Here is a 20,449-nt window from a genome sequence, read left to right on the forward strand (position 1 = left end):
TACGATGAACCCGGTAGATTTAGAATTGGTTAAACTAAAAAGAAAGTGGCAGCAGGTCGTTAAAAGCAACCCGGAAAAACCTATGCTCATAGCCTTAGGTGAAAAACATGAAACTGATCTTTTCGATGGGTTTATCAAGTCACGATTATCAGAAGATTATGACGGTGAAGATATTTTTCTTGTTCACTATCAGGAATTTAACGGGATGAATTCTTTTGGGCAGGCTTTATGGGAAGAGTGGAAAGAATATTATGAAATGCTTGAGAAAAGTGAAGAAGACATTCCGCATTGGGAATTGAATTTTACCGATCATCAATTTAAGACCGATGCATATAAAGCTTTTTTTCCGTTGCTAGACCTAAAGAAAAACTTTTCCAATATTAAAAATTCGCAGATCTTTTTGTACATCGCTCCGGTAATAATCAGTGACATTACAGAACTATCTATCTGGATCAAAGAATGGTGCAGCCTTTCTGAAAACTCAGGAGTTCAGGATATTAAGATTGTATGGGCAGAACATCATACATATAAAACTTTACCCGAAAATTCTTCAGCGCATAGTTTCAGGGTTGAGGTAGATATCCATCAGCTGATGCAGAATACGGCAGCCCACACCAACAGGAAAAAAAACAGCGCCGATACTGATTTTCAGCAACAGATTCTGATTGCTAGTAATCACTTAAGCAAAGGAAGATTCCGGGAAGCTGAATTCGCTCTTAACAAAGCTGTAAAACTGGCTGGAGAACAAAAGAATAAGCAAGGTGAAATTTCCGCCTATTTTATGTTAACACAGGCTTATATCGCCAATAAGAAAAAAGAAAAAACAGAAGATACGTTCCGGAAAATATTGGAAGAAGTAGAACCCGATTCACCATTGGAAATACAGATGTATATGAATTACGGAAGTTATTGCCTGGGAAATTCTAAAAAAGCAAAAGCAGAAAAAGCATTTGAAAAAGCCGCCGAAGTAGCGTTGAAAATCGGGGAATATGCCATGGCTATCGAGTGTTACAGAATTATCGGAACATTGAATGACAGTCTTCTAAGCAAAGATAAAATGATCGAATATTTCGAAAAATGTATAGAAATAGCAAGATCTATGGAACCGTCATCAAGAGCATCAAGCAGTCTGAAGTTCGTTGCTTCCATGTTGTTGATCAAATACGAAGGGGATACAGAAAAGAAAACAGCACTGGATCATGAAATGAAAAATTACTTTGGTGAAGGCTGGATAGTAAATGTCGAAAAACCAAAATATGATTAATTCTTAGAAATTTTACTTAACATCTTGAGTAGTTCTTAACAGTTTAAATAAAATCTGCGATTAATTTAATACCAAATCACAAATATCATGGCAGATCAGAATAAAATAAAAAAAATAAAGGTTGCGAAGCCAGATATGAATCCTGACCGATCCGTGAGGGTGAATGCGGATGTAACATCATTCAGCACAGAAAAAACGACACAGGGCTGGAAAAACGGAATGAAAAATAATTTCGAATCTCTGAATCCTGTATCAATGGCCAAATCGGTAGCAGGCCAAGAAGGCGAACAGCCGCAATCAGGCGGAAGTGGCGGAGGAGGAGAAACTTCGGTAACAGCAAAAAATGCAGCACCACAAAGTAAAGTGAAATTGATTAAAGTTAATACTCCGGCAATTACACCCACTGCAGTTCAGCACACCAGTAAACATTTTGATATCGTTCTCGCCATTGATATCCACTGGACACTGATCCCGCCACCACCTTCATTCATGCTCATTCCGCTGCCATTGCCGCATCCTTTCATTGGGATCGTTTTCGATGTGATGGATTATATTAAGTTTACCATCCCGATACCGCAGTTTATCAGAAATTTAAAGCCCGATCTTCCGGAGGGAATTCCGATGGGAGGTTCCATATACGTTCACGGCAGACATAAAGCAACCACTACTACCAGCGTCATGGGAGTAGTGATCCCATTCCGGCATGTTACTTCTCTTATCCCGGTATATATGATTCCTTTTCCCCAGGAAGCACCACACGAAGGGGAAGTATATTATGGAGCACAAACGGTCTTGGGGCAGGGAAGTAAAATGAGCGGAAACCAGCCACAGCAGGTTCTTACCTGTATGGGATTGCCCTTCGGGATGACCATGCTTCCTGCTATGCCCGATAAACCTAAAAAAAATCCATTGGCCTATTTTGCGTTTTATAATAATTTTTCAAGTTTGTATATTCAGATCAATACAGGAGGGCCCGTTCTTGTGGGGGGAGCGTTTGTTCCGCATGTATATACGCCCGGCGAAATGCTCATGCGTTTTGCAGGAATGGCTCTAATGAGAGGCCTTACCAAAAGCCTGGGAAAAGGAGTTACGAAATTCAACCATTTTCTGCAGGGAAAATTCGGTAAAAACAACCCTGTTTCAAAAGCATTATGTAAAGTTGGCCTGGAACCGGTAAATTTTGCTTCCGGAGCCATGCTGTTCGAATGGGATGATTTTAAAATTGATGCAGGAACACCTTTGGAATGGACAAATGTCTGGTACAGCGACAGACCTTATACAGAAGGAATTTTAGGAAACGGAATTTTTAATTCTCATGATCTTTATATTGTTCCGGACGAAGAAGATGAGGTTGCAGCATGGATTCATCCTGAAGAATTGCAGCCGATGCCGGTACCTGTTCCGCAAATCGGGGAAAAATTAACTTACTACAGAAGTCAGAAAATCTGGCAGTACCGCCCGAGTGACAGCATTTGGATTATCAGAAAAGGAACGGATATATATACTTACAGACGTTTTCATCATCACACGGAAGGAAGCATTTTTAAATTGATTAAAATCGAATACGGCGACGGAACGGTCCGGGAATATGATTATGAAAGCAATCATGTTGTTCTGAAAAATATCAAAGATGCTAAAAGCGGTTTTTCAATTGAAACCATTATTCATCCTGAGCTTAAAAAGATTACGGAAGTTTATTATTGCTATAAAAACCGGAAAGATCTTCAGGTCCGTTATCAATATGATGAAAGAGGAAATCTTACCCATGTATGGGATATGCACAATAAAGCGATCATTTTCGAATATGATGAGCAAAACAGGGTGATCCGGAGAACCAACAGAAATGGAATGAGCTATCACTGGGAATATGATAATAAGGACAGGGTCGTTCACACGAAAGGTTCAGACGGTTTTATGGAGGGATTTGTACAATACAATGATGAAGAAAGCTTTACCGAAGTTATATATCCAAGACAAAATAACAAAACAGAAAGATATTATTACGATGAAGACCTTTTGGTTTACAAGCAGGTAGATGGAGAAGGCGGTGAAACCTGGTACGATTATACTTCCCACAGCGAATTAAAAATGATAGGAACTCCTGAAGGGAGAGTTCAGGGATATACCTACGATGAATGGGGAAATATTAAAACGTTTCATAAAGCGGACGGGGAAGAATACCACTATCAGTATGACGAATTTGGACAGATAAATGCCCGTTTTTCGCCTTCAGGTACCTCAGAAATATGGAATTATGATGAAGAAGGAAGATTATTAAACTATACGGATACTGCTGAAGAAACTGTTTTTTATGAATATTTTCAGGATGAAAAACTTCCGATAAAAATTACGAAACACGAGCTGGAAACCAATCTGGAATATAATCAGAGAGCTCAGCTGGTAAGGCTTACTGATACTCTCGGAAACGAACAGTTCTGGAAATATGATGATTACGGAAGACTGTTGCTGTTCAGTCCGAGGCCTTTACACAAAACCTCATGGAAAAGAGATAAAATGGGAAGGGTAATTGAGGTCAATGAACAGGGAGAATTGCCTTTACAACTTCGTTATGATGCTTATGATCTTCCCGTCTATGCCACAGACGGAAAAGCAGAATGGCTGATGAGTTATACACCGATGGGAAGCTTAAAAAGGCAGGTTCGCAGAAATGCTTTAACCTTTAAAAAAGAAGAAACTCTCTTTTTCGGCTATAATGCTTATGAAAACCTCATGAGTATTACTAATGAGAAAGGCGAAGTATATCATTTTGAAAGAAATAACAAAAACGAAATAATCGGTGAAACCGGTTTCGACGGACAACGGAAATTCTTTATCAGAGACAAGGACGGCCTCATTACCCAAAGCCGAAAACCGGACGGTAAAAATATTTTTTACGAATATGATTTAGGCGGAAGATTAACCCAGATCCATTATCCCGACGGAACCTGGGAAGCCTATCAGTACGATACCTCAGGAATGTTGATAAAAGCTGATAATGAAAACAGCAGCGTAAGTTTTCAAAGAAACAAATTAGGTCTGGTTACTGTTGAAAAACAGGGACAACATTCTATAAACTATGAGTATGACGATAAAGGAAATCTCATCAGATTAAACAGCAGTTTGGGCGCAGAAATAGACTACTCATATAATGATTTCGGACAGCTCAAAACTGTTCAAGCCATTACCAAAGATATTTATCAGCCTTGGAAGATGGATTTGAATGTCAGCAGTGATGCCAAAATATTTTCCCGTAAAATGACCGGAGGTATTGAAAGTATATTTGAGTTTGATCATGTTGGTATGCCAATAAATCAGAAAGTTACGGTCAATAAAAAAAACACAACTTTCCATAAAGAATATCATTGGGCACCCGGAAGCCGGTTGTTACAGATTTTAGATCGGGTTACAGGCGGAAAAACAAGATTCGATTATGATGCCTTCGGAAGCCTTGTTGCAGCAGAATATTCAAATGGTGATATCCAATACAAAAGCCCCGATGAAACCGGCTGTATCTACGAAAGTCCCAAAAGAACCGACCGTATTTATGATAAAGGCGGAAAGTTAATGCGCGATAAAAACTGGTTTTATCATTACGATGAAGAAGGAAATCTGTTATTGAAAAGTAAAAGGCCAATCAATGACGTAAGAACAGATCATGAAAAAGAAGAAAACGCTCACCCTTACTATAAAACGATCGCAGAAGACTGGCTGCAAATGCACAAACGGCGCGATGAAAATGACTTACCGGATGTTAATAAAAATTCTCCTGACCCTATTCAAAATCCCGAATGGCAATCCGGTGACTGGGCCTATTGCTGGAACGCCAACGGGATGCTGGGTAAAGTAAAACGACCGGACGGAAAAGAAATCAGTTTTGAATATGATGCTCTGGGAAGAAGAACTTCAAAAATTGGAAACAAAAAAATAACGCGGTATATTTGGGATGGTAACATTCTCTTACATGAATGGAGTTATGACCGTAATGATGAACCGAAAACCCTTGTAGATGATGACGGAAACAGAATTGTGGAAAAAGAAAAGGCTGAAAATGTTGTAACGTGGATATACGAAGCAGATTCATTCATTCCTAGAGCCAAAATAATGAATGGCAGAATGTTTACGATCATATCAGATTATATAGGAAATCCCATGCAGTGCTTTGATGAAGAAGGAGTAATGATATGGGAAAGAGAACTGAATATTTACGGCGATATCAAAACTGAAAAAGGTGGAGATAATTTTATCCCGTTTCGTTATCAGGGACAATATTATGATGAAGAAATTGAGCTTTGTTATAATAGATTTCGTTATTACGATACAAAAAGCGGTCATTATATAAGTCAAGACCCAATTGGTTTAAGAGGAGGATTACCCAACTTTTATGGTTATGTGGTAGATCCAAACAAATTTATCGATGTCTTTGGGTTGGAACACGGCTTGGGAGCTGAATTAGTGCGCGGCGGAAAAACAATTTTTTCTGATGATTATACCAGTGGCGGTGAAAAAGGTGGCGGAAGACTCAATCAGCAGGAAGCTTTATTAACACATACGGAAAGAAAATTTCTCAATGATATAGACGGAATGGTGAAACCGGGAGATCACTTAAAAATGACGGGAGAACTAAACCCTTGTCGTCCGGGATGTCAACCGGCCATTCGTGATTTTGTACATGCAAAAGGAGTAACTGCCGAGTACACAGCTTCTTCCACCGGGAAGGTCTACAAATGGCAAAGGCTCGATAACAGATTTGTATTACAAACCGAAATTGATGTCAATGGAAAAGCAACAACCTATAAATATAATATTCTTAAAAGAAAGAGAACTAAATATAAGTAATGAGCACATTTAAAAATTTAAAATTAGAAGACGAGATAGTAACAGGAATCTATGATTTTCAGGGAAAAGATATTGCTGTGGAATTTGATTTGGAAGAAGATGATCTCACAATGGAAGATTTTTCAGAATTAATAAAAGATTCCGAAAATTGGATAGAAAGCTTCTCCAATGAAAATCTGAATACATTGAAATCTGAGATCGCAAAAGAATTAACCGATTCAGCCTACGCGGGTTTATCTCATAAAGTTTCGGAAGAAGATTACAAAAATTTGGAAGCGGAATTAATGCTTAAAGAAATACATTTCTTTCCCGAAGAAGTAATCTCACTGATTCTTGAGGCCAAAAAAGAATATCCCGATATGGATATTTACTGTCAGATTAATAAGCAATTTGAAATAGAAGACCTGATGGTTGAATAGCCGGCAAAATCCAAAAAGTTAATAAATGTTATAAATTATCATCCATGCGCAAAATTTATTACCTTTAATATCATTTAAAAATAATAAAGTATGGAAGCGTACAATTTTGAAACGGCAATCAAACCCTTTTTTTGGGTAGCCTCAGAAAAGACTTTTTCAGTATGTTTAAATGCAGGAACCTACAAACCCGAAATTTTCGAATGGCGAAAAGATGAAGGCTTCGAAGGCAACGGATACGATTGGGCCTCACTGGCGAAAGTTTTCGTAGAAGAAAAAAGACCCGATCTTGCAGATGAAATCAAATTTGATCCAGAAGCCGACATGTTTTGTGCCTATTCCAACAACCCGGAACGCTTAAAAGAATTTGTAACGGACTTTAAAAAAACCTGTGAAGATGAAATACAGATTCAGGACCTCTTCCTGAAAGCAGAAATAGATTAAAATGAAAGGCCTCTGTGAGGTCTTTTTTTATGTAATACAAGATTTGTAAAATCAGATATATTCATTATTTATTAAATCTTAGAGCCTGTAAATGCTACGCAGTAATTTTTATAGCTTTTTTTAAATTTTCTAAATTAAATAAAACTTTATTGTTTTTAAACTTAAACCAAATATATATTACAGAAGTGAAATACCTTGATAAACGAAGTGGCTTTAAAATATTTTGTCAACATCCCGAATAAATTCAATAAGTTTGCAACAGCTTTCCCAAAAATACCGCCATGTCCGGAAACATTCTCATCATTGATGACGAGATCAAGCTCCTCAAATTATTAGGAATGATTCTCTCCCAGGAAAATTTTACCGTAAAAGAAGCTTCTACCGCACGATCTGCCATGACAATGCTTGAACAGTACGAATTTGATGTCGTATTAAGTGATGTTCGGCTTCCCGATGCATTCGGATTAGATCTCGTAAAATCAGTCAAAACAAAATATCCTCATCTGGAAATCATTCTGATGACAGCCTTCGGAAATATTACCGATGCAGTTCAGGCCATGAAAAACGGCGCATACGATTATCTGGTAAAAGGTGATGATAACGAAAAAATCATTCCGCTGGTATACAAAGCTTTAGAGAAGGCCAAAGACAACACCTTGCGAAAGGCACAGAAAAACAATTCTCAAAAGGGGTTTGAATCCATTATCGGGAAATCGCCGCTTATCCTTCAGGCAAGAAAGCTGGCAGAAAAAGTAGCTATTACCGATGCCACTGTTCTGCTCACCGGGGAAACAGGAACGGGGAAAGAAGTATTTGCCAATGCCATTCATCACGAAAGTGAAAGAAAGAAAAATAATTTTGTAGCCATTAATTGCTCTGCTTTCAGCCGCGAAATTCTGGAAAGCGAGCTCTTCGGACATAAAGCCGGATCATTCACGGGAGCAGTAAAAGATAAAAAAGGTCTGGTAGAAGAAGCCAATGGCGGAACTTTATTCCTGGATGAAATCGGTGAAATGCCCATTGAGCTGCAGGCTAAATTACTGCGTGTTCTCGAAACCGGGGAATTTATTAAAATGGGTGAAACCAAAGTTTCAAAATCTGACTTTAGGTTAATTGCCGCAACAAACCGTAACCTTGAAGAAGAGATAAAACAGGGAAATTTCCGTGAAGATTTGTATTTCCGGCTCAATATTTTTGAAATCAGGCTTCCGTCACTTCGTGAAAGAAAAGAGGATTTAAAAGCGTTGGCTAAAAATTTTGTAGATGTTTTTTCTCACAAACTCCACTTATCCAATATTCAGATTACTCCCGAATATTACAAAACATTGGAAAAGAACAACTGGAAAGGAAATATCCGAGAATTGAGGAATACGATTGAAAGAAGCTTAATCCTGATGAACGAAGATACTCTTGATACGGATAGTCTTCCACATTATTCCGAAGATGTTTCTTCTGAAAACGATTCTTTCAGCATAAAATCTCTCGAGAAGGAACATATCCAAAAAGTCCTTCAATACACAAAAGGAAATAAAGCCGAAGCTGCCAGATTGCTGGAAATCGGCATCGCAACACTGTACCGCAAACTGGAAGAGTATCATTTGAGATAAATGTTAATTAAAATCAACGCTGTAGATACCAGAATTCTTGTATTTCTAAAATAAGTGAAACGCCTTTGTTTATCTTATTTTCAGGTTGTTAAAATTAATTTTTGTCTTTCTTTGCGTTTCAATTATCACTACGTTGTACAAAGTTTTTATAAAAAATGGTCTTTAGTATAGAGAATGAAGAGCATTTTATTAAAAATAATAAACAATTGATTATCATTTAATTATAAATAATTTTAAAATACATTGAAAATTAAACCATTAAGTTTTAGTTTAGAAGTTAAGAATATATAAGAGAAGCTTTGCTTTAAACTAAAAAATGCCTTAAAAATACAGGAACATAATTTTAGTCTTTTTTTTTAAGAAAGAACATATTAGTTAAAAAATAAAACCTATCATTTTAATAATGAGTCTATCATTTTGATAGGCTTTTCTGCTTTTTGGCACATGAATAAAATTGATTAAAATATTCATTTACAATCAATTAAATCAATCCAAACAACAATGGACTTTCTTTTGGCATTGTCAGTCTGAATAAAATATTTATAAAATGACAATTTCAAGAAAAACGTTCAGAGAACGGGAATGTTCAAAGCTGAGACTGCTTATGGTAGCTTATGTACTATTTACTTTATTAACCCTAATTGTTGCCGTATGATGCTGCTGATTTTAATTGTTCTGAGCGCCGTATTATTCTGGATCTCTTACAAATCTGTTGAATTTTTTGATAAAATATAAAAATTATGTGGAGTTTATTTTTCCTATCCGTCATTGCTTTTGTGTACATCTGCTATGTATTAATAAAACCTGAAAAATTTTAACCCAAAATGATGAACACAGAAATTTTAGGCATTATTGCCATGTTCACGGTTACCTTAGTCATCGGGATTTTTCTCGGGAAATATATTGCTGATGTTTACGGCTACAAAAAAACCTTTTTAGACAAAATTTTTCAGCCTGCTGAAAATCTGATCTATAGAATTTCGGGTATCAATCCGAACAGGCAAATGACCTGGAAACAGAATATGTTTGCGATGTTAACCATCAATTTTGTATGGTTTATTCTTGCCTTTTTTATCTTGCTGAATCAATCCTGGCTTCCTTTGAATCCGGACGGAAATCCGGATATGTCGCCGGATTTAGCCTTCAATACCGCTATCTCTTTTTTAGTCAACTGTAATTTGCAGCATTATTCAGGTGAAACGGGAGTCAGCTATTTCAGTCAGTTGTATTTAATGTTCTTACAATTTGTCTCTGCTGCGACAGGAATGGCTGCAATGGCTGTTCTATTCAAAGCTTTCAGAGATAAAACGACAACAGAACTGGGGAATTTTTACGATTTCTTCACCAAATCTGTGATCCGTATTTTATTGCCTCTAAGCATTGTGGTTGCTTTCATCCTTTCCTCAAACGGAAGTCCGATGACTTTCGAAGGAAAAGACCATATTACTGCTATGGAAGGCGATAAAATGGAGGTTTCACGAGGTCCGGTTGCTGCTTTTGTTGCGATTAAACATTTAGGAACAAACGGAGGCGGATTTTTCGGAGCCAATTCAGCGCATCCATTGGAAAACCCGAACTACACGACCAATATGACGGAAATGATTGTTCAGATGATTATTCCTTTTGCACTGGTTTTTGCCTTAGGATTTTATCTTAAGAAAAGAAAACTTTCCTGGACGATTTTTGCTGTCATGACGATTGGTTTTCTGGCCTTAACTGTTCCAAATGTTATTAACGAAACCAACGGAAATCCTCTCATTACTCAAATGGGAACAGATTCTCATCTCGGAGCCATGGAAGGCAAAGAGATCCGGTTCGGAAGTGCCGCTTCAGCATATTGGAGCATAGCCACAACGGTAATTTCCACAGGATCGGTTAATTCAATGCACGACAGTACGATGCCGCTTTCAGGAATGAATGAGCTTCTTGCCATGATGATCAACTGTTTCTACGGCGGATGCGGTGTCGGAATTCTCAACTATTTCATTTTCATTATTCTTGCCGTATTCATTAGTGGATTAATGGTGGGAAGAACACCTGAATTTTTAGGCAAAAAAATTGAAGCTAAAGAAATGAAGATCGCCATGATTGTGGCCTTATTTCATCCTTTTCTGATTCTGGTGGGAACGGCTTTAACGGCTTATCTGCCTGAATTCGGAGCAAAAACGCTAAACAATCCCGGTTTCCACGGCTTTAGTGAAATGCTGTATGAGTTTACTTCATCATCTGCTAACAATGGTTCCGGTTTTGAAGGCTTGGGCGACAATACTCCATGGTGGAACATCTCCACAGGAATTGTGCTTTTATTATCCAGATTTATCCCGATCATCGGTCCGGTAGCCATTGCAGGATTATTAGCTCAGAAAAAATACATCCCGGAAAGCTCAGGAACGCTGAAAACAGATACTGCCACTTTCGGATTTATGACGTTAGCCGTAATTCTCCTGATTGCAGCGCTGTCCTTCTTTCCTGCTGTTACTTTAGGGCCGATTGCGGAACAGCTTCAGTATTTTTCAAAATAAAATTTTCACAAAATTAAAATCAATAGTCAACCATTAAGCGAATTGGATTTTGAAAAAACATCACTTTTCATACTTTAATAATATTATCCATTTTAAGTTTTCAAGATTTGGTTTGTCTTAATGGTCATATTGGTTTCCAATGATAACACTTTCAAAATAAAATGAAAAATCAATCTCAGACATTGTTTCAAAAAGATTTGGTAAACGAAGCCATAAAACAGTCTTTCGTTAAGCTGAATCCGAAAATTATGTTTAAAAATCCGGTCATGTTTCTCGTAGAAATAGGAACCGTTGTGATGCTTATGGTAAGCATATTCAGCTTAGCCGGGGATAAGTCTCAAGGCAGTTTCAGCTATAATTTTTTAGTATTCATTATCTTATTTTTTACGGTTTTATTCGCCAATTTTGCCGAAGCCATTGCCGAAGCAAGAGGGAAAGCACAGGCGGATACTTTACGAAAAACCCGTGAGGAAACTCCCGCAAAAGTTGTTATCAACAACAAGCAGGGATTTCAGGTGGAAACTGTCATGAAAAAATCTGCCGAAATGAAACTGGGCGATGTTTTCCTCTGTGAAACCGGAGACCAAATCCCGATGGACGGAGAAATTATAGAAGGTCTTGCAACCATTGACGAATCTGCCATCACCGGAGAAAGCGCACCTGTTATCCGTGAAGCCGGAGGTGATAAAAGTTCCGTAACAGGCGGTACAAAAGTCCTTTCGGACAGAATAAAAGTAAAAGTAACCACAAAACCGGGAGAATCTTTTTTGGATAAAATGATTGCTCTTGTGGAAGGCGCTTCCAGACAGAAAACACCCAACGAAATCGCACTCACTATATTATTAGCAGGTTTTACGCTGACTTTTATTATCGTTACCGTTACCCTGAAACCTTTTGCAGATTATGCGCAGACGCCGATTACCATTGCGGCATTTATCTCACTTTTCGTTTGTTTGATTCCCACAACGATTGGCGGTCTGCTTTCTGCAATTGGAATCGCGGGAATGGACAGAGCTTTGAGAGCGAACGTGATCACCAAAAGCGGTAAAGCCGTTGAAACCGCTGGAGATATTGATGTTTTGCTTCTGGATAAAACAGGAACCATTACCATCGGAAACCGTAAAGCAACCCAATTTCATCCTTCAAATGGAATTCAGCTTGATGAATTCATCAAAGCTTCGGCACTGAGTTCTGTTGCGGATGAAACGCCCGAAGGAAAATCGATCATCGAATTAAGCCAGTTAAAATCTGAAGAACTGCTTGTTCCCAATCCGGTTTACATTGATTTTACGGCTGAAACCCGAACTTCAGGAATCGATTTTGAAAACACAAGAATCCGAAAAGGAGCGTATGATACGATTAAAAAACTGACAGAAAAAGCCGGAAATATTTTCCCTTCTGAAACACAGGAAGCCGTTACCCGAATTTCCGAAAACGGAGGAACTCCTTTGGTGGTTTCTGTTAATGAAAAAGTATGGGGCGTTATTGAGCTTCAGGATATCATCAAGACCGGAATTCAGGAGCGTTTCCAGAGATTAAGAAAAATGGGCGTGAAAACGGTAATGGTAACCGGTGATAATCCTTTAACGGCAAAGTTTATCGCTGAAAAAGCCGGAGTGGACGATTTCATCGCTGAAGCAAAGCCGGAAGACAAGATGAATTACATCAAAAAAGAACAGCAGGAAGGAAAACTGGTTGCCATGATGGGAGACGGAACCAACGATGCTCCCGCACTTGCACAGGCCGATGTAGGGGTAGCCATGAACAGCGGAACCCAGGCTGCCAAAGAAGCAGGAAACATGGTGGATTTAGACAATGACCCTACGAAACTGATTGAAATTGTGGAAATCGGAAAACAGCTGCTGATGACCCGTGGAACGTTAACGACTTTCAGTATCGCGAATGATGTTGCTAAGTATTTTGCCATAATTCCGGCATTGTTCATCACCTTTATTCCGGCGCTTCAGAAGCTGAATATTATGAATCTTCACAGCCCTGAATCTGCGATTTTGTCTGCGATTATTTTTAACGCCATCATCATCCCGATCCTGATTCCGTTAGCGTTAAAAGGCGTTGCCTACAAACCGATCGGAGCCAGCGCATTATTGAGAAGAAATCTCTTAATCTATGGACTGGGCGGAATTATTGCCCCATTCATCGGAATAAAACTTATTGATTTAGTTATAAGTCTTTTTTATTAGGCTAAAAGTTTGAAGATGGAAATGAAACGTAATATTTTAACTTCCGTCATCCTTCTTCCATCTTCCATCCATTCAACTCAAAAATTTAATTCAAATGAAAAATCATATTATATCAGCATCCAGACTTACATTGGTAATGCTTGTCATTGTCGGAATGTATTTAGGAATTGTTTATGCAGGTTCCAAAGTTTTACCGACTCATGGAAATGCAGAAATCATCAATTTTAAAGGACAGAAATTTTACGCCAATATCGGACAGAATTTTACATCTCCGAAATATTTTCACGGTCGTCCTTCTGCGGTAGATTATAATGCGGCAGGAAGTGCGGGGAGCAATAAAGGCCCAAGCAACGAAGAGTATCTTCAGACCGTACAGAAAAGAATTGATACTTTAAAAATGATGAATCCTGAAATGCAAAACTTAAAAGTGCCTGTAGAACTCGTAACAGCAAGCGGAAGCGGCCTCGATCCTGATATTTCTCCGGAAGGTGCTGTGTGCCAGGTTAAAAGAGTGGCAAAAAACAGAAATATCAGTTCAGAAAAACTGGAACAACTTATCAAAAATCAAACAGAAACCTCTTTTTTCGGTCCGTCAAAAGTAAATGTATTACAACTAAACATTGCTCTGGACCAGCTTAAATAAAATCTTTATGAAAAAATATATTGCGGCATTCATCCTTTCAGGACTTTTTTTACCGAAGGCACAGAATACAGACTCTGCAAAAACCGATGCCAAGCTGAAAATTTCCGCTTACGCTGAAGTTTTTTATAGCTATGATTTCAATGAACCTTCAGGAGGCGACCGCCAGAACTTTTTGTACAGCTACAACAGACACAAGGAAGTTAACCTTAATTTAGGATTCATCAAAGCAAACTATGAAAACGAAAGAATGCGCGCCAATCTCGCTCTGATGGCAGGAACGTATGCACAGGATAATCTGGCTGCGGAACAGGACGCTCTGAAATATGTAAATGAAGCGAATATCGGGATTAAAATTTCCAAAACAAAAAATCTGTGGATCGATGCGGGAATTATGCCGTCACACATTGGCTGGGAAAGCGCAATCGGGAAAGATAACGTTAATCTTACCAGAAGTCTCGCCGCGGAAAATTCTCCCTATTTCGAAACCGGAGCCAAAGTTTCTTACACTTCGGATAACGGAAAATGGTTTCTGAGCGGTCTTGTTTTAAACGGATGGCAGAGAATTGCAAAAGCTGAAGGAAATAAAAGTTTTTCTTTCGGGCACCAGATTACTTTTAAACCCAATGATAAGATTACGCTGAACAGCAGCTCGTTTATAGGAAATGATAAACCGCAGGATGATAAAAGAATGCGTTACTTCCATGATCTTTACGGAAATTTTCAGTTAACGGATCATTTGTCCACGACTTTGGGTTTTGATATCGGAGCTGAACAGAAAGACAAAGGAAGTGAAAGCTATAATATTTGGTATTCTCCGAACCTGCTGATGAAATATCAGTTTGACAATCAATGGAGCCTTGCAGGACGTGTGGAATATTTCAGCGACAAAAACGGAGTGATCATCGCTACGGAAACGCCCAATGGATTTCAGACTTTCGGATATTCTCTGAATGTTGATTATCAGATCCTGAAAAATGTGGTTTTCCGTACGGAAGCAAGGGGATTTACTTCTAAAGATGCTATTTTTATGAGGAATGATAATTTCAGACAGGGAAATTTTTTCATCACCACCAGTTTAGCAGCTTGGTTCTGAGAGAAGTATTAAGTCTAAGGCCGGAAACCTCACAGGTTTCAAAAACCTGTGAGGTTTGTAATGACTTTGATAACTATGATAATTCTTCAAAAAATAAAATTAAAACAATAAAAGCCATGTCTTCTTCAGCAAAAGATTTTTTAGAACTCATCCAGAAATCCCGAAAAGGGAAATTTAAAATCTACATCGGAATGAGCGCAGGAGTAGGAAAAACCTTCCGTATGCTTCAGGAAGCTCATGCTCTTTTGCGAAACGGAATTGACGTGAAAATCGGCTACATTGAAACCCACGGAAGAGAAGAAACTGTTGCTTTAACAGAAAGAATCCCCGAAATACCGAGAAGATCTTCTTTTTACAAAGGCAAAAACCTGGAGGAAATGGATCTTCAGACCATTATTAATATGCATCCCGAAGTTGTTTTGGTAGACGAATTGGCGCATACCAACATCGAAGGTTCCAAAAATAACAAACGTTGGCAGGATGTTCTGGAAATTCTCGATAACGGAATTAACGTCATCAGCGCGATGAATATTCAGCATATTGAAAGCCTGAATGAAGAGGTAAAAAAGATCACCGGAATAGAAGTCTCGGAACGTGTACCCGATAAAATTCTGGCTCTGGCGGATGAAGTAGTAAATATTGATTTAACGGCCGATGAACTTCTTACACGTCTGAAAGAAGGAAAAATCTACAAAAAAGAGAAAATCCAAACAGCTTTAAGCAATTTTTTCCAAAGCGGACATATTCTACAGCTTCGTGAGCTGGCTTTAAAAGAAGTGGCCACCCATGTTGAAAGAAAGGTAGAAACAGAGATTAAAACGGAAAACTTCAAGCCGGTAAAATTTCTGGCATGCATCAGCAGCAACGGGAAAATTGCAAAGAATATCATCCGCAAAACTGCAAGACTGGCAAGCTATTACAACAGTCCGTGGACAGTTCTTTACATCCAGAAACCATCCGAAAGCCTTGAAAAAATCGCACTGGATAAGCAGCGTTATTTGATTAATAATTTTAATTTAGCAGAGGAATTGGGCGCTAAAGTAATTCGCCTGAAAAACAACAGTGTACACAAAGGAATCCTGGATTATGTGGTTGAGCACAATATTACCACGGTGTGTATGGGAAAGCCGCATGCAAAATTATGGCAGAGAATTTTCGGGTACAGCTGGATCTACACCTTAATGAACCGCCTTAATGAACGGCAGACCGATATTATTATTTTATCCTGAAATCGATGAAACTAAAAACAAAACTTACCTTAGGTGTTGGTCTTCTTTTTCTGCTGATTGTCCTGCTTTCAGTAATGGGATCGGTCTACATTAATAAATTAAAATCCGATACCGAGAAAATTCTGAACGCCAATTACAACAGTATCGAATTTTCAAAAAATATGCTTCTCGCTCTGGACCGCATCAGTACCGATAGTGCCGTAGCCGTGCAGGCGTTTAAGAAAAACAACCAGCTTCAGGAAGAAAACCTTACGGAATTCGGGGAGAAAGAAGCGACCCAAAGTCTCAATATTCATTTCAACAGTTATCTTAACAGTCCGGATGCCGAAAAAGAAAAACTTATCCGGGAAGACCTTGTAAAGATCATGACCCTCAATATGAAAGGTATTGAACGGAAAAGCGATTTAGCAATTATCACTGCAGAAAATGCAACCTTCTGGATCGTAAGTTTGGGAACGGTATGTTTCCTGATCGCTTTTGTGTTGTTGTTTAATCTTCCGCAAACCATCGCGGAGCCGATTAGCCAGCTCACTTTCAGTATCAGGCAGATTGCCAATAAAAATTACAGCGAAAGAGTGTACTTTAAGGGCAGTGAAGAATTCAGTGATCTTGCCGAGTCATTTAACATAATGGCTGAAAAGCTTCAGGAATATGAAAGCAGCACCCTTTCTAAACAGCTGATGGATAAGAAACGTATTGAAACCCTGGTCAACAATATGCATGATGCCGTAATCGGTCTGGATGAAAATCATTTCATCTACATGATCAATGATGAAGCTTTAAAAATCACCAATTTAAATAAAAATGAAATTATCGGGAAAACCGTTCATGAAGTGGCGGTGAATAATGATCTGATAAGGGAACTGCTGAAAAATATGGATCATCCTCAGAAAGATCCTATCAAAATTGTTTCCGACCGTAAAGAAAATTATTTTGAGCAGGAGGTTATTCCGATTAATATTGTAAAAACGGGTGAAAAAGAAAAGAAATACATCGGAAGAGTGATTCTCCTGAGAAATATTACGCCTTTCAAGGAGCTTGATTTTGCCAAAACCAATTTTATCGCCACGATTTCTCATGAACTTAAAACTCCGATTTCTGCTATTAAAATGGGGGTTCAGCTGCTGGAAAACCAAAAATTCGGATCACTGAATGAACAGCAGAGAGAATTGGTAAAAGGCATCAGCGAAGACGGCCAGCGCCTTTTGGATATTACAGGGGAACTGCTGAATTTATCGCAGGTGGAAACCGGAAATATCCGCCTGAATATTGAGCGTTGTTCACCGAAAGATATGGTTCAGGCAGCGATAAAAAATGTGGAAAAACTCGCGGAACAAAAAAATATTTCTCTCGTAACGGATTATGAGCTTGAGGATACGGCTCTTGTAGCTGCCGATTTTGATAAAACGGTCTGGGTTATTAATAATTTTCTGAGCAATGCGATTAAATATTCTTTTCAGGATGAAAGTATTTCTGTATATGTTGAAAGAAAGGAGTCATCAATACAGTTCAGCATTACAGATACCGGGAAAGGAATTGATGAAAAATACCACCGCCAGATTTTCGACCGTTATTTTCAGGTTCCGGGCGAACATCAGAATGGAACCGGTCTGGGACTCGCCATTTCCAAGAATTTCATTGAAAAACAACATGGGGAAATTGGAGTAAAAAGCGCACCGAACCAGGGAAGTACTTTTTGTTTTACACTGCCGATGGTTTAGAGATTTTTTTCTACATTTGGTATAAATTCAAATAGATGAATACATCAGATTTAAAAATTGATTTAATAAAGAGAATCACTCAACTGAAAGAGCCCAGAATTATTGAAGAACTTCAGAATCTTTTGGATTTTGAATTGAGTACCAATGAGTATATTCTTACTGATTCTCAAAAAGAAAGGATTGCAGAAGCTCAGCAGGAATATAGAAAATCTGAGGTTATTACCGATGAACAAGCTAGTCAGGATATTGAGCAATGGCTAAAAGAAAAATAGTTTGGACTCAGAAAGCCCAAGCTGAAAGAAAAGATATTCTCCAATATTGGATTATCAGAAATAAGTCAAAGATATTTAGTGTAAAGCTCAATAATTTGATTTTGAATACTCTTCAGTTATTAGCAGAACATCCTACCATAGGAAGAAAAACAGAGCTTCTTGATGTAAGGGTTAAAATTGTTCGTGATTATTTAATTTTGTATGAATTCTCCGATACTGAGCTAATTGTTCTTTCAATTTGGGATGGAAGAAGGCTGGAACAGGTCAAAACACTTTAATTTAATGTTTCACCTAAGCTAATGGTATTATAATTAAGATATCTGGTTTCGGGCGGGAGCAAAGCTCCCGCCCGAAACTTTTCACTATAACTCAGATATCAGGAAAATAAGTAATTTAGAGCAAACTAAAAAAATGAAACCTATCTTTTTTCCCACCCCTCAGGAATTCAGAAAATGGCTTGAAGAACACCATCAGGCTGAAAAGGAACTGTTGGTTGGATTTTACAAAGTCGGAGCCGGGAAACCGTCCATAACGTGGCCGGAATCGGTGGATCAGGCTTTATGTTTCGGATGGATTGATGGCGTGAGGAGATCGATTGATGAAGAAAGCTACAGCATCCGTTTTACACCGAGAAAGCCGACAAGCATCTGGAGTGCCGTCAATATCAGAAAAATGGAGGAGCTTACAAAAGCGGGCCTTATGACAGAAGCCGGAGAAAAAGCTTTTCAACTCAGAAAGAGCATAAATCGGCGGTCTATTCGCATGAAAATGAAACGGCTACACTGAGTCCGGAATTTGAAAAACAGTTTAAAGCCAACAAAAAAGCATGGGAATTTTTCAACAATCAGGCGCTGTCTTATAAAAAGGTCATGTTGCACTGGATCATGAGGGCAAAACAGGAGAAAACGAGATTATCAAGGTTAGAAAAGACAATTAAGGAAAGTGAAGCGGGAAAAAGAATTTCATTTTATGGTTGAATTGATTTGACGATCTGTTTTAAAAATCTACAAATATTATCCTAACTTTGAAGTCTTAAACAAGAAAAGATTAACAATGCATACAGACACATTAGATTTTTGGGTAGGAAATTTCAACAGTGAAGAAGATTTTTATGATTTTGTGGAAGAAGACGAAAGCTATTATCTCCTTGAAGAATCTGATGATACCCATATTTCAAAGTTTGCCGCTTCTCAGGATGTAGTGTGGCTCAACCACGATTTTGTAGAATATGGTTTTGAAGGCGGAAACAGAACGATTTATGAAAAATTTGCTGAATATTCTTTTGCCGAACAATGGCTTCCGATACTCGTGAATAGACTTAACGAAATCAATCTGAAATTTGAAGTCAATGCCATTATCTTCCTCAATCAGGGCCAGGTTCCGAAGCCTGTTTCCGTGGAAAACGACTTTTTCTCATTGACGTATGTCGGGGGTATTGAATTTAGTGCGTAAGCTCTTTTAATCTGTGCTTTTTTACCTTAGCTTTATCATAAATTAAAATCATGGTTTCAAAAAAGCTGATCATTATCAGTGTGGTTGTTGTATTGTTGCTTATTACAGCGCATACTTTAGGCGGATATCTTATTATGTATCCCGTAAAACCTGACTTTTGGACGGTTGTGTCGGAAAGCAGTCCACAATACCTTTTAATCGCTTTAGCTTTGTTTACCTTGATTGCCTGGTTAATTAGTCATCTGAGAATTAAAAATGTAAAGGTTAAAAATAGATTTCTTTTAGTATTTACCGTACTCTGTGGTATATTGTTAAGCTATGTTATATATTTTGATGCAGCTACTTATATGTCAACCCGAAAAGCCGTCAAAGAATCTGAAAATGAATATATTCAGCAGGCAAAAGAAGACATCAAAAAAGACAAAATTATGTACCGGTTTGCAAATGGACTTGCTATTCCGGAATACGATGCAAAAACGCAGAATAAAATAGACAGTATCCGGAAAAAATTCGGGATAAGTTATTTCAATACAGGCTGTATTGTTGATGTAATTGATGTTGAAGGACAACAAAAATATGAAGAAATGGTAAAACCTTACCTTGAAAAAAGAAACGGTAAGGCTGGGAAGAAAAGATGAATAAGGAAAGTGAAAATTTAAAAAAAGTAAAGCTGCCGCATTCTTACAACAGATAATGAAAAATGCTTCGACTGGCTCAATATGACATTACTAAAATTCACCGTTTAAACA

General features: G+C 38.1%; 15 protein-coding genes and 1 pseudogene. All 16 read left to right on the forward strand.

Annotated elements, in window-relative coordinates; translation table 11 throughout:
* Positions 1 to 4: 4 nt before the first annotated feature.
* The 16 genes and pseudogenes from HHL20_RS17865 to HHL20_RS17945 all read left to right on the forward strand — a co-directional run bounded on the left by HHL20_RS17865 (position 5) and on the right by HHL20_RS17945 (position 20,338).
* Positions 5 to 1,264: a tetratricopeptide repeat protein gene (locus tag HHL20_RS17865; protein ID WP_169232545.1), complete on the forward strand. Its 1,260-nt coding sequence runs from the start codon at positions 5 to 7 to the stop codon at positions 1,262 to 1,264.
* An 87-nt stretch (positions 1,265 to 1,351) separates the two neighbouring features.
* On the forward strand, positions 1,352 to 6,100 hold the full coding sequence (locus tag HHL20_RS17870) for an RHS repeat-associated core domain-containing protein (protein ID WP_169232546.1): 4,749 nt from the start codon (positions 1,352 to 1,354) through the stop codon (positions 6,098 to 6,100).
* On the forward strand, positions 6,100 to 6,519 hold the full coding sequence (locus HHL20_RS17875) for a hypothetical protein (RefSeq protein WP_169232547.1): 420 nt from the start codon (positions 6,100 to 6,102) through the stop codon (positions 6,517 to 6,519). Before HHL20_RS17870 ends, HHL20_RS17875 begins: the two co-directional genes overlap by 1 nt.
* Before the next feature lie 90 nt (positions 6,520 to 6,609).
* On the forward strand, positions 6,610 to 6,960 hold the full coding sequence (locus HHL20_RS17880) for an immunity 51 family protein (protein ID WP_169232548.1): 351 nt from the start codon (positions 6,610 to 6,612) through the stop codon (positions 6,958 to 6,960).
* Between the two features lie 281 nt (positions 6,961 to 7,241).
* Positions 7,242 to 8,567 carry a sigma-54-dependent transcriptional regulator gene (locus HHL20_RS17885; protein ID WP_169232549.1) on the forward strand — a complete coding sequence of 442 codons (1,326 nt, stop codon included), beginning with the start codon at positions 7,242 to 7,244 and terminating at the stop codon, positions 8,565 to 8,567.
* Positions 8,568 to 9,394: 827 nt separating this feature from the next.
* Entirely contained in the window at positions 9,395 to 11,089 is a 1,695-nt protein-coding gene (gene kdpA, locus HHL20_RS17895; protein ID WP_169232720.1) for a potassium-transporting ATPase subunit KdpA, read from the forward strand.
* Positions 11,090 to 11,250: 161 nt separating this feature from the next.
* Positions 11,251 to 13,290, forward strand: a complete 2,040-nt coding sequence (gene kdpB, locus HHL20_RS17900) for a potassium-transporting ATPase subunit KdpB (protein ID WP_169232550.1) — start codon at positions 11,251 to 11,253, stop codon at positions 13,288 to 13,290.
* 94 nt (positions 13,291 to 13,384) lie between these two features.
* The gene (gene kdpC / locus HHL20_RS17905) at positions 13,385 to 13,933 is read left to right on the forward strand and encodes a K(+)-transporting ATPase subunit C (protein WP_169232551.1); all 549 of its coding nucleotides are present in this window, start codon (positions 13,385 to 13,387) and stop codon (positions 13,931 to 13,933) included.
* 7 nt (positions 13,934 to 13,940) lie between these two features.
* Positions 13,941 to 15,026 (forward strand): porin, encoded by a 1,086-nt coding sequence (locus HHL20_RS17910; RefSeq protein ID WP_169232552.1) that lies wholly within the window; start codon positions 13,941 to 13,943, stop codon positions 15,024 to 15,026.
* A 116-nt stretch (positions 15,027 to 15,142) separates the two neighbouring features.
* Positions 15,143 to 16,255 (forward strand): sensor protein KdpD, encoded by a 1,113-nt coding sequence (locus HHL20_RS17915; RefSeq protein WP_169232553.1) that lies wholly within the window; start codon positions 15,143 to 15,145, stop codon positions 16,253 to 16,255.
* Positions 16,256 to 16,260: 5 nt separating this feature from the next.
* Positions 16,261 to 17,976 (forward strand): ATP-binding protein, encoded by a 1,716-nt coding sequence (locus HHL20_RS17920; protein WP_169232554.1) that lies wholly within the window; start codon positions 16,261 to 16,263, stop codon positions 17,974 to 17,976.
* A 35-nt stretch (positions 17,977 to 18,011) separates the two neighbouring features.
* On the forward strand, positions 18,012 to 18,248 hold the full coding sequence (locus tag HHL20_RS17925) for a hypothetical protein (protein WP_169232555.1): 237 nt from the start codon (positions 18,012 to 18,014) through the stop codon (positions 18,246 to 18,248).
* A complete protein-coding gene (locus HHL20_RS17930; protein WP_169232556.1) occupies positions 18,230 to 18,526 on the forward strand; it encodes a type II toxin-antitoxin system RelE/ParE family toxin in 297 nt (98 codons plus the stop codon). Before HHL20_RS17925 ends, HHL20_RS17930 begins: the two co-directional genes overlap by 19 nt.
* A 133-nt stretch (positions 18,527 to 18,659) precedes the next feature.
* A pseudogene (locus HHL20_RS17935) lies at positions 18,660 to 19,225 on the forward strand (YdeI/OmpD-associated family protein).
* Positions 19,226 to 19,301: 76 nt separating this feature from the next.
* Positions 19,302 to 19,700, forward strand: a complete 399-nt coding sequence (locus HHL20_RS17940; protein ID WP_169232557.1) for an immunity 22 family protein — start codon at positions 19,302 to 19,304, stop codon at positions 19,698 to 19,700.
* A 50-nt stretch (positions 19,701 to 19,750) separates the two neighbouring features.
* Entirely contained in the window at positions 19,751 to 20,338 is a 588-nt protein-coding gene (locus tag HHL20_RS17945; RefSeq protein ID WP_169232558.1) for an FEKKY domain-containing protein, read from the forward strand.
* Positions 20,339 to 20,449: the final 111 nt, after the last annotated feature.

Source organism: Chryseobacterium cheonjiense, from assembly GCF_012927265.1.
In the GTDB taxonomy this organism is placed as follows: domain Bacteria; phylum Bacteroidota; class Bacteroidia; order Flavobacteriales; family Weeksellaceae; genus Chryseobacterium; species Chryseobacterium cheonjiense.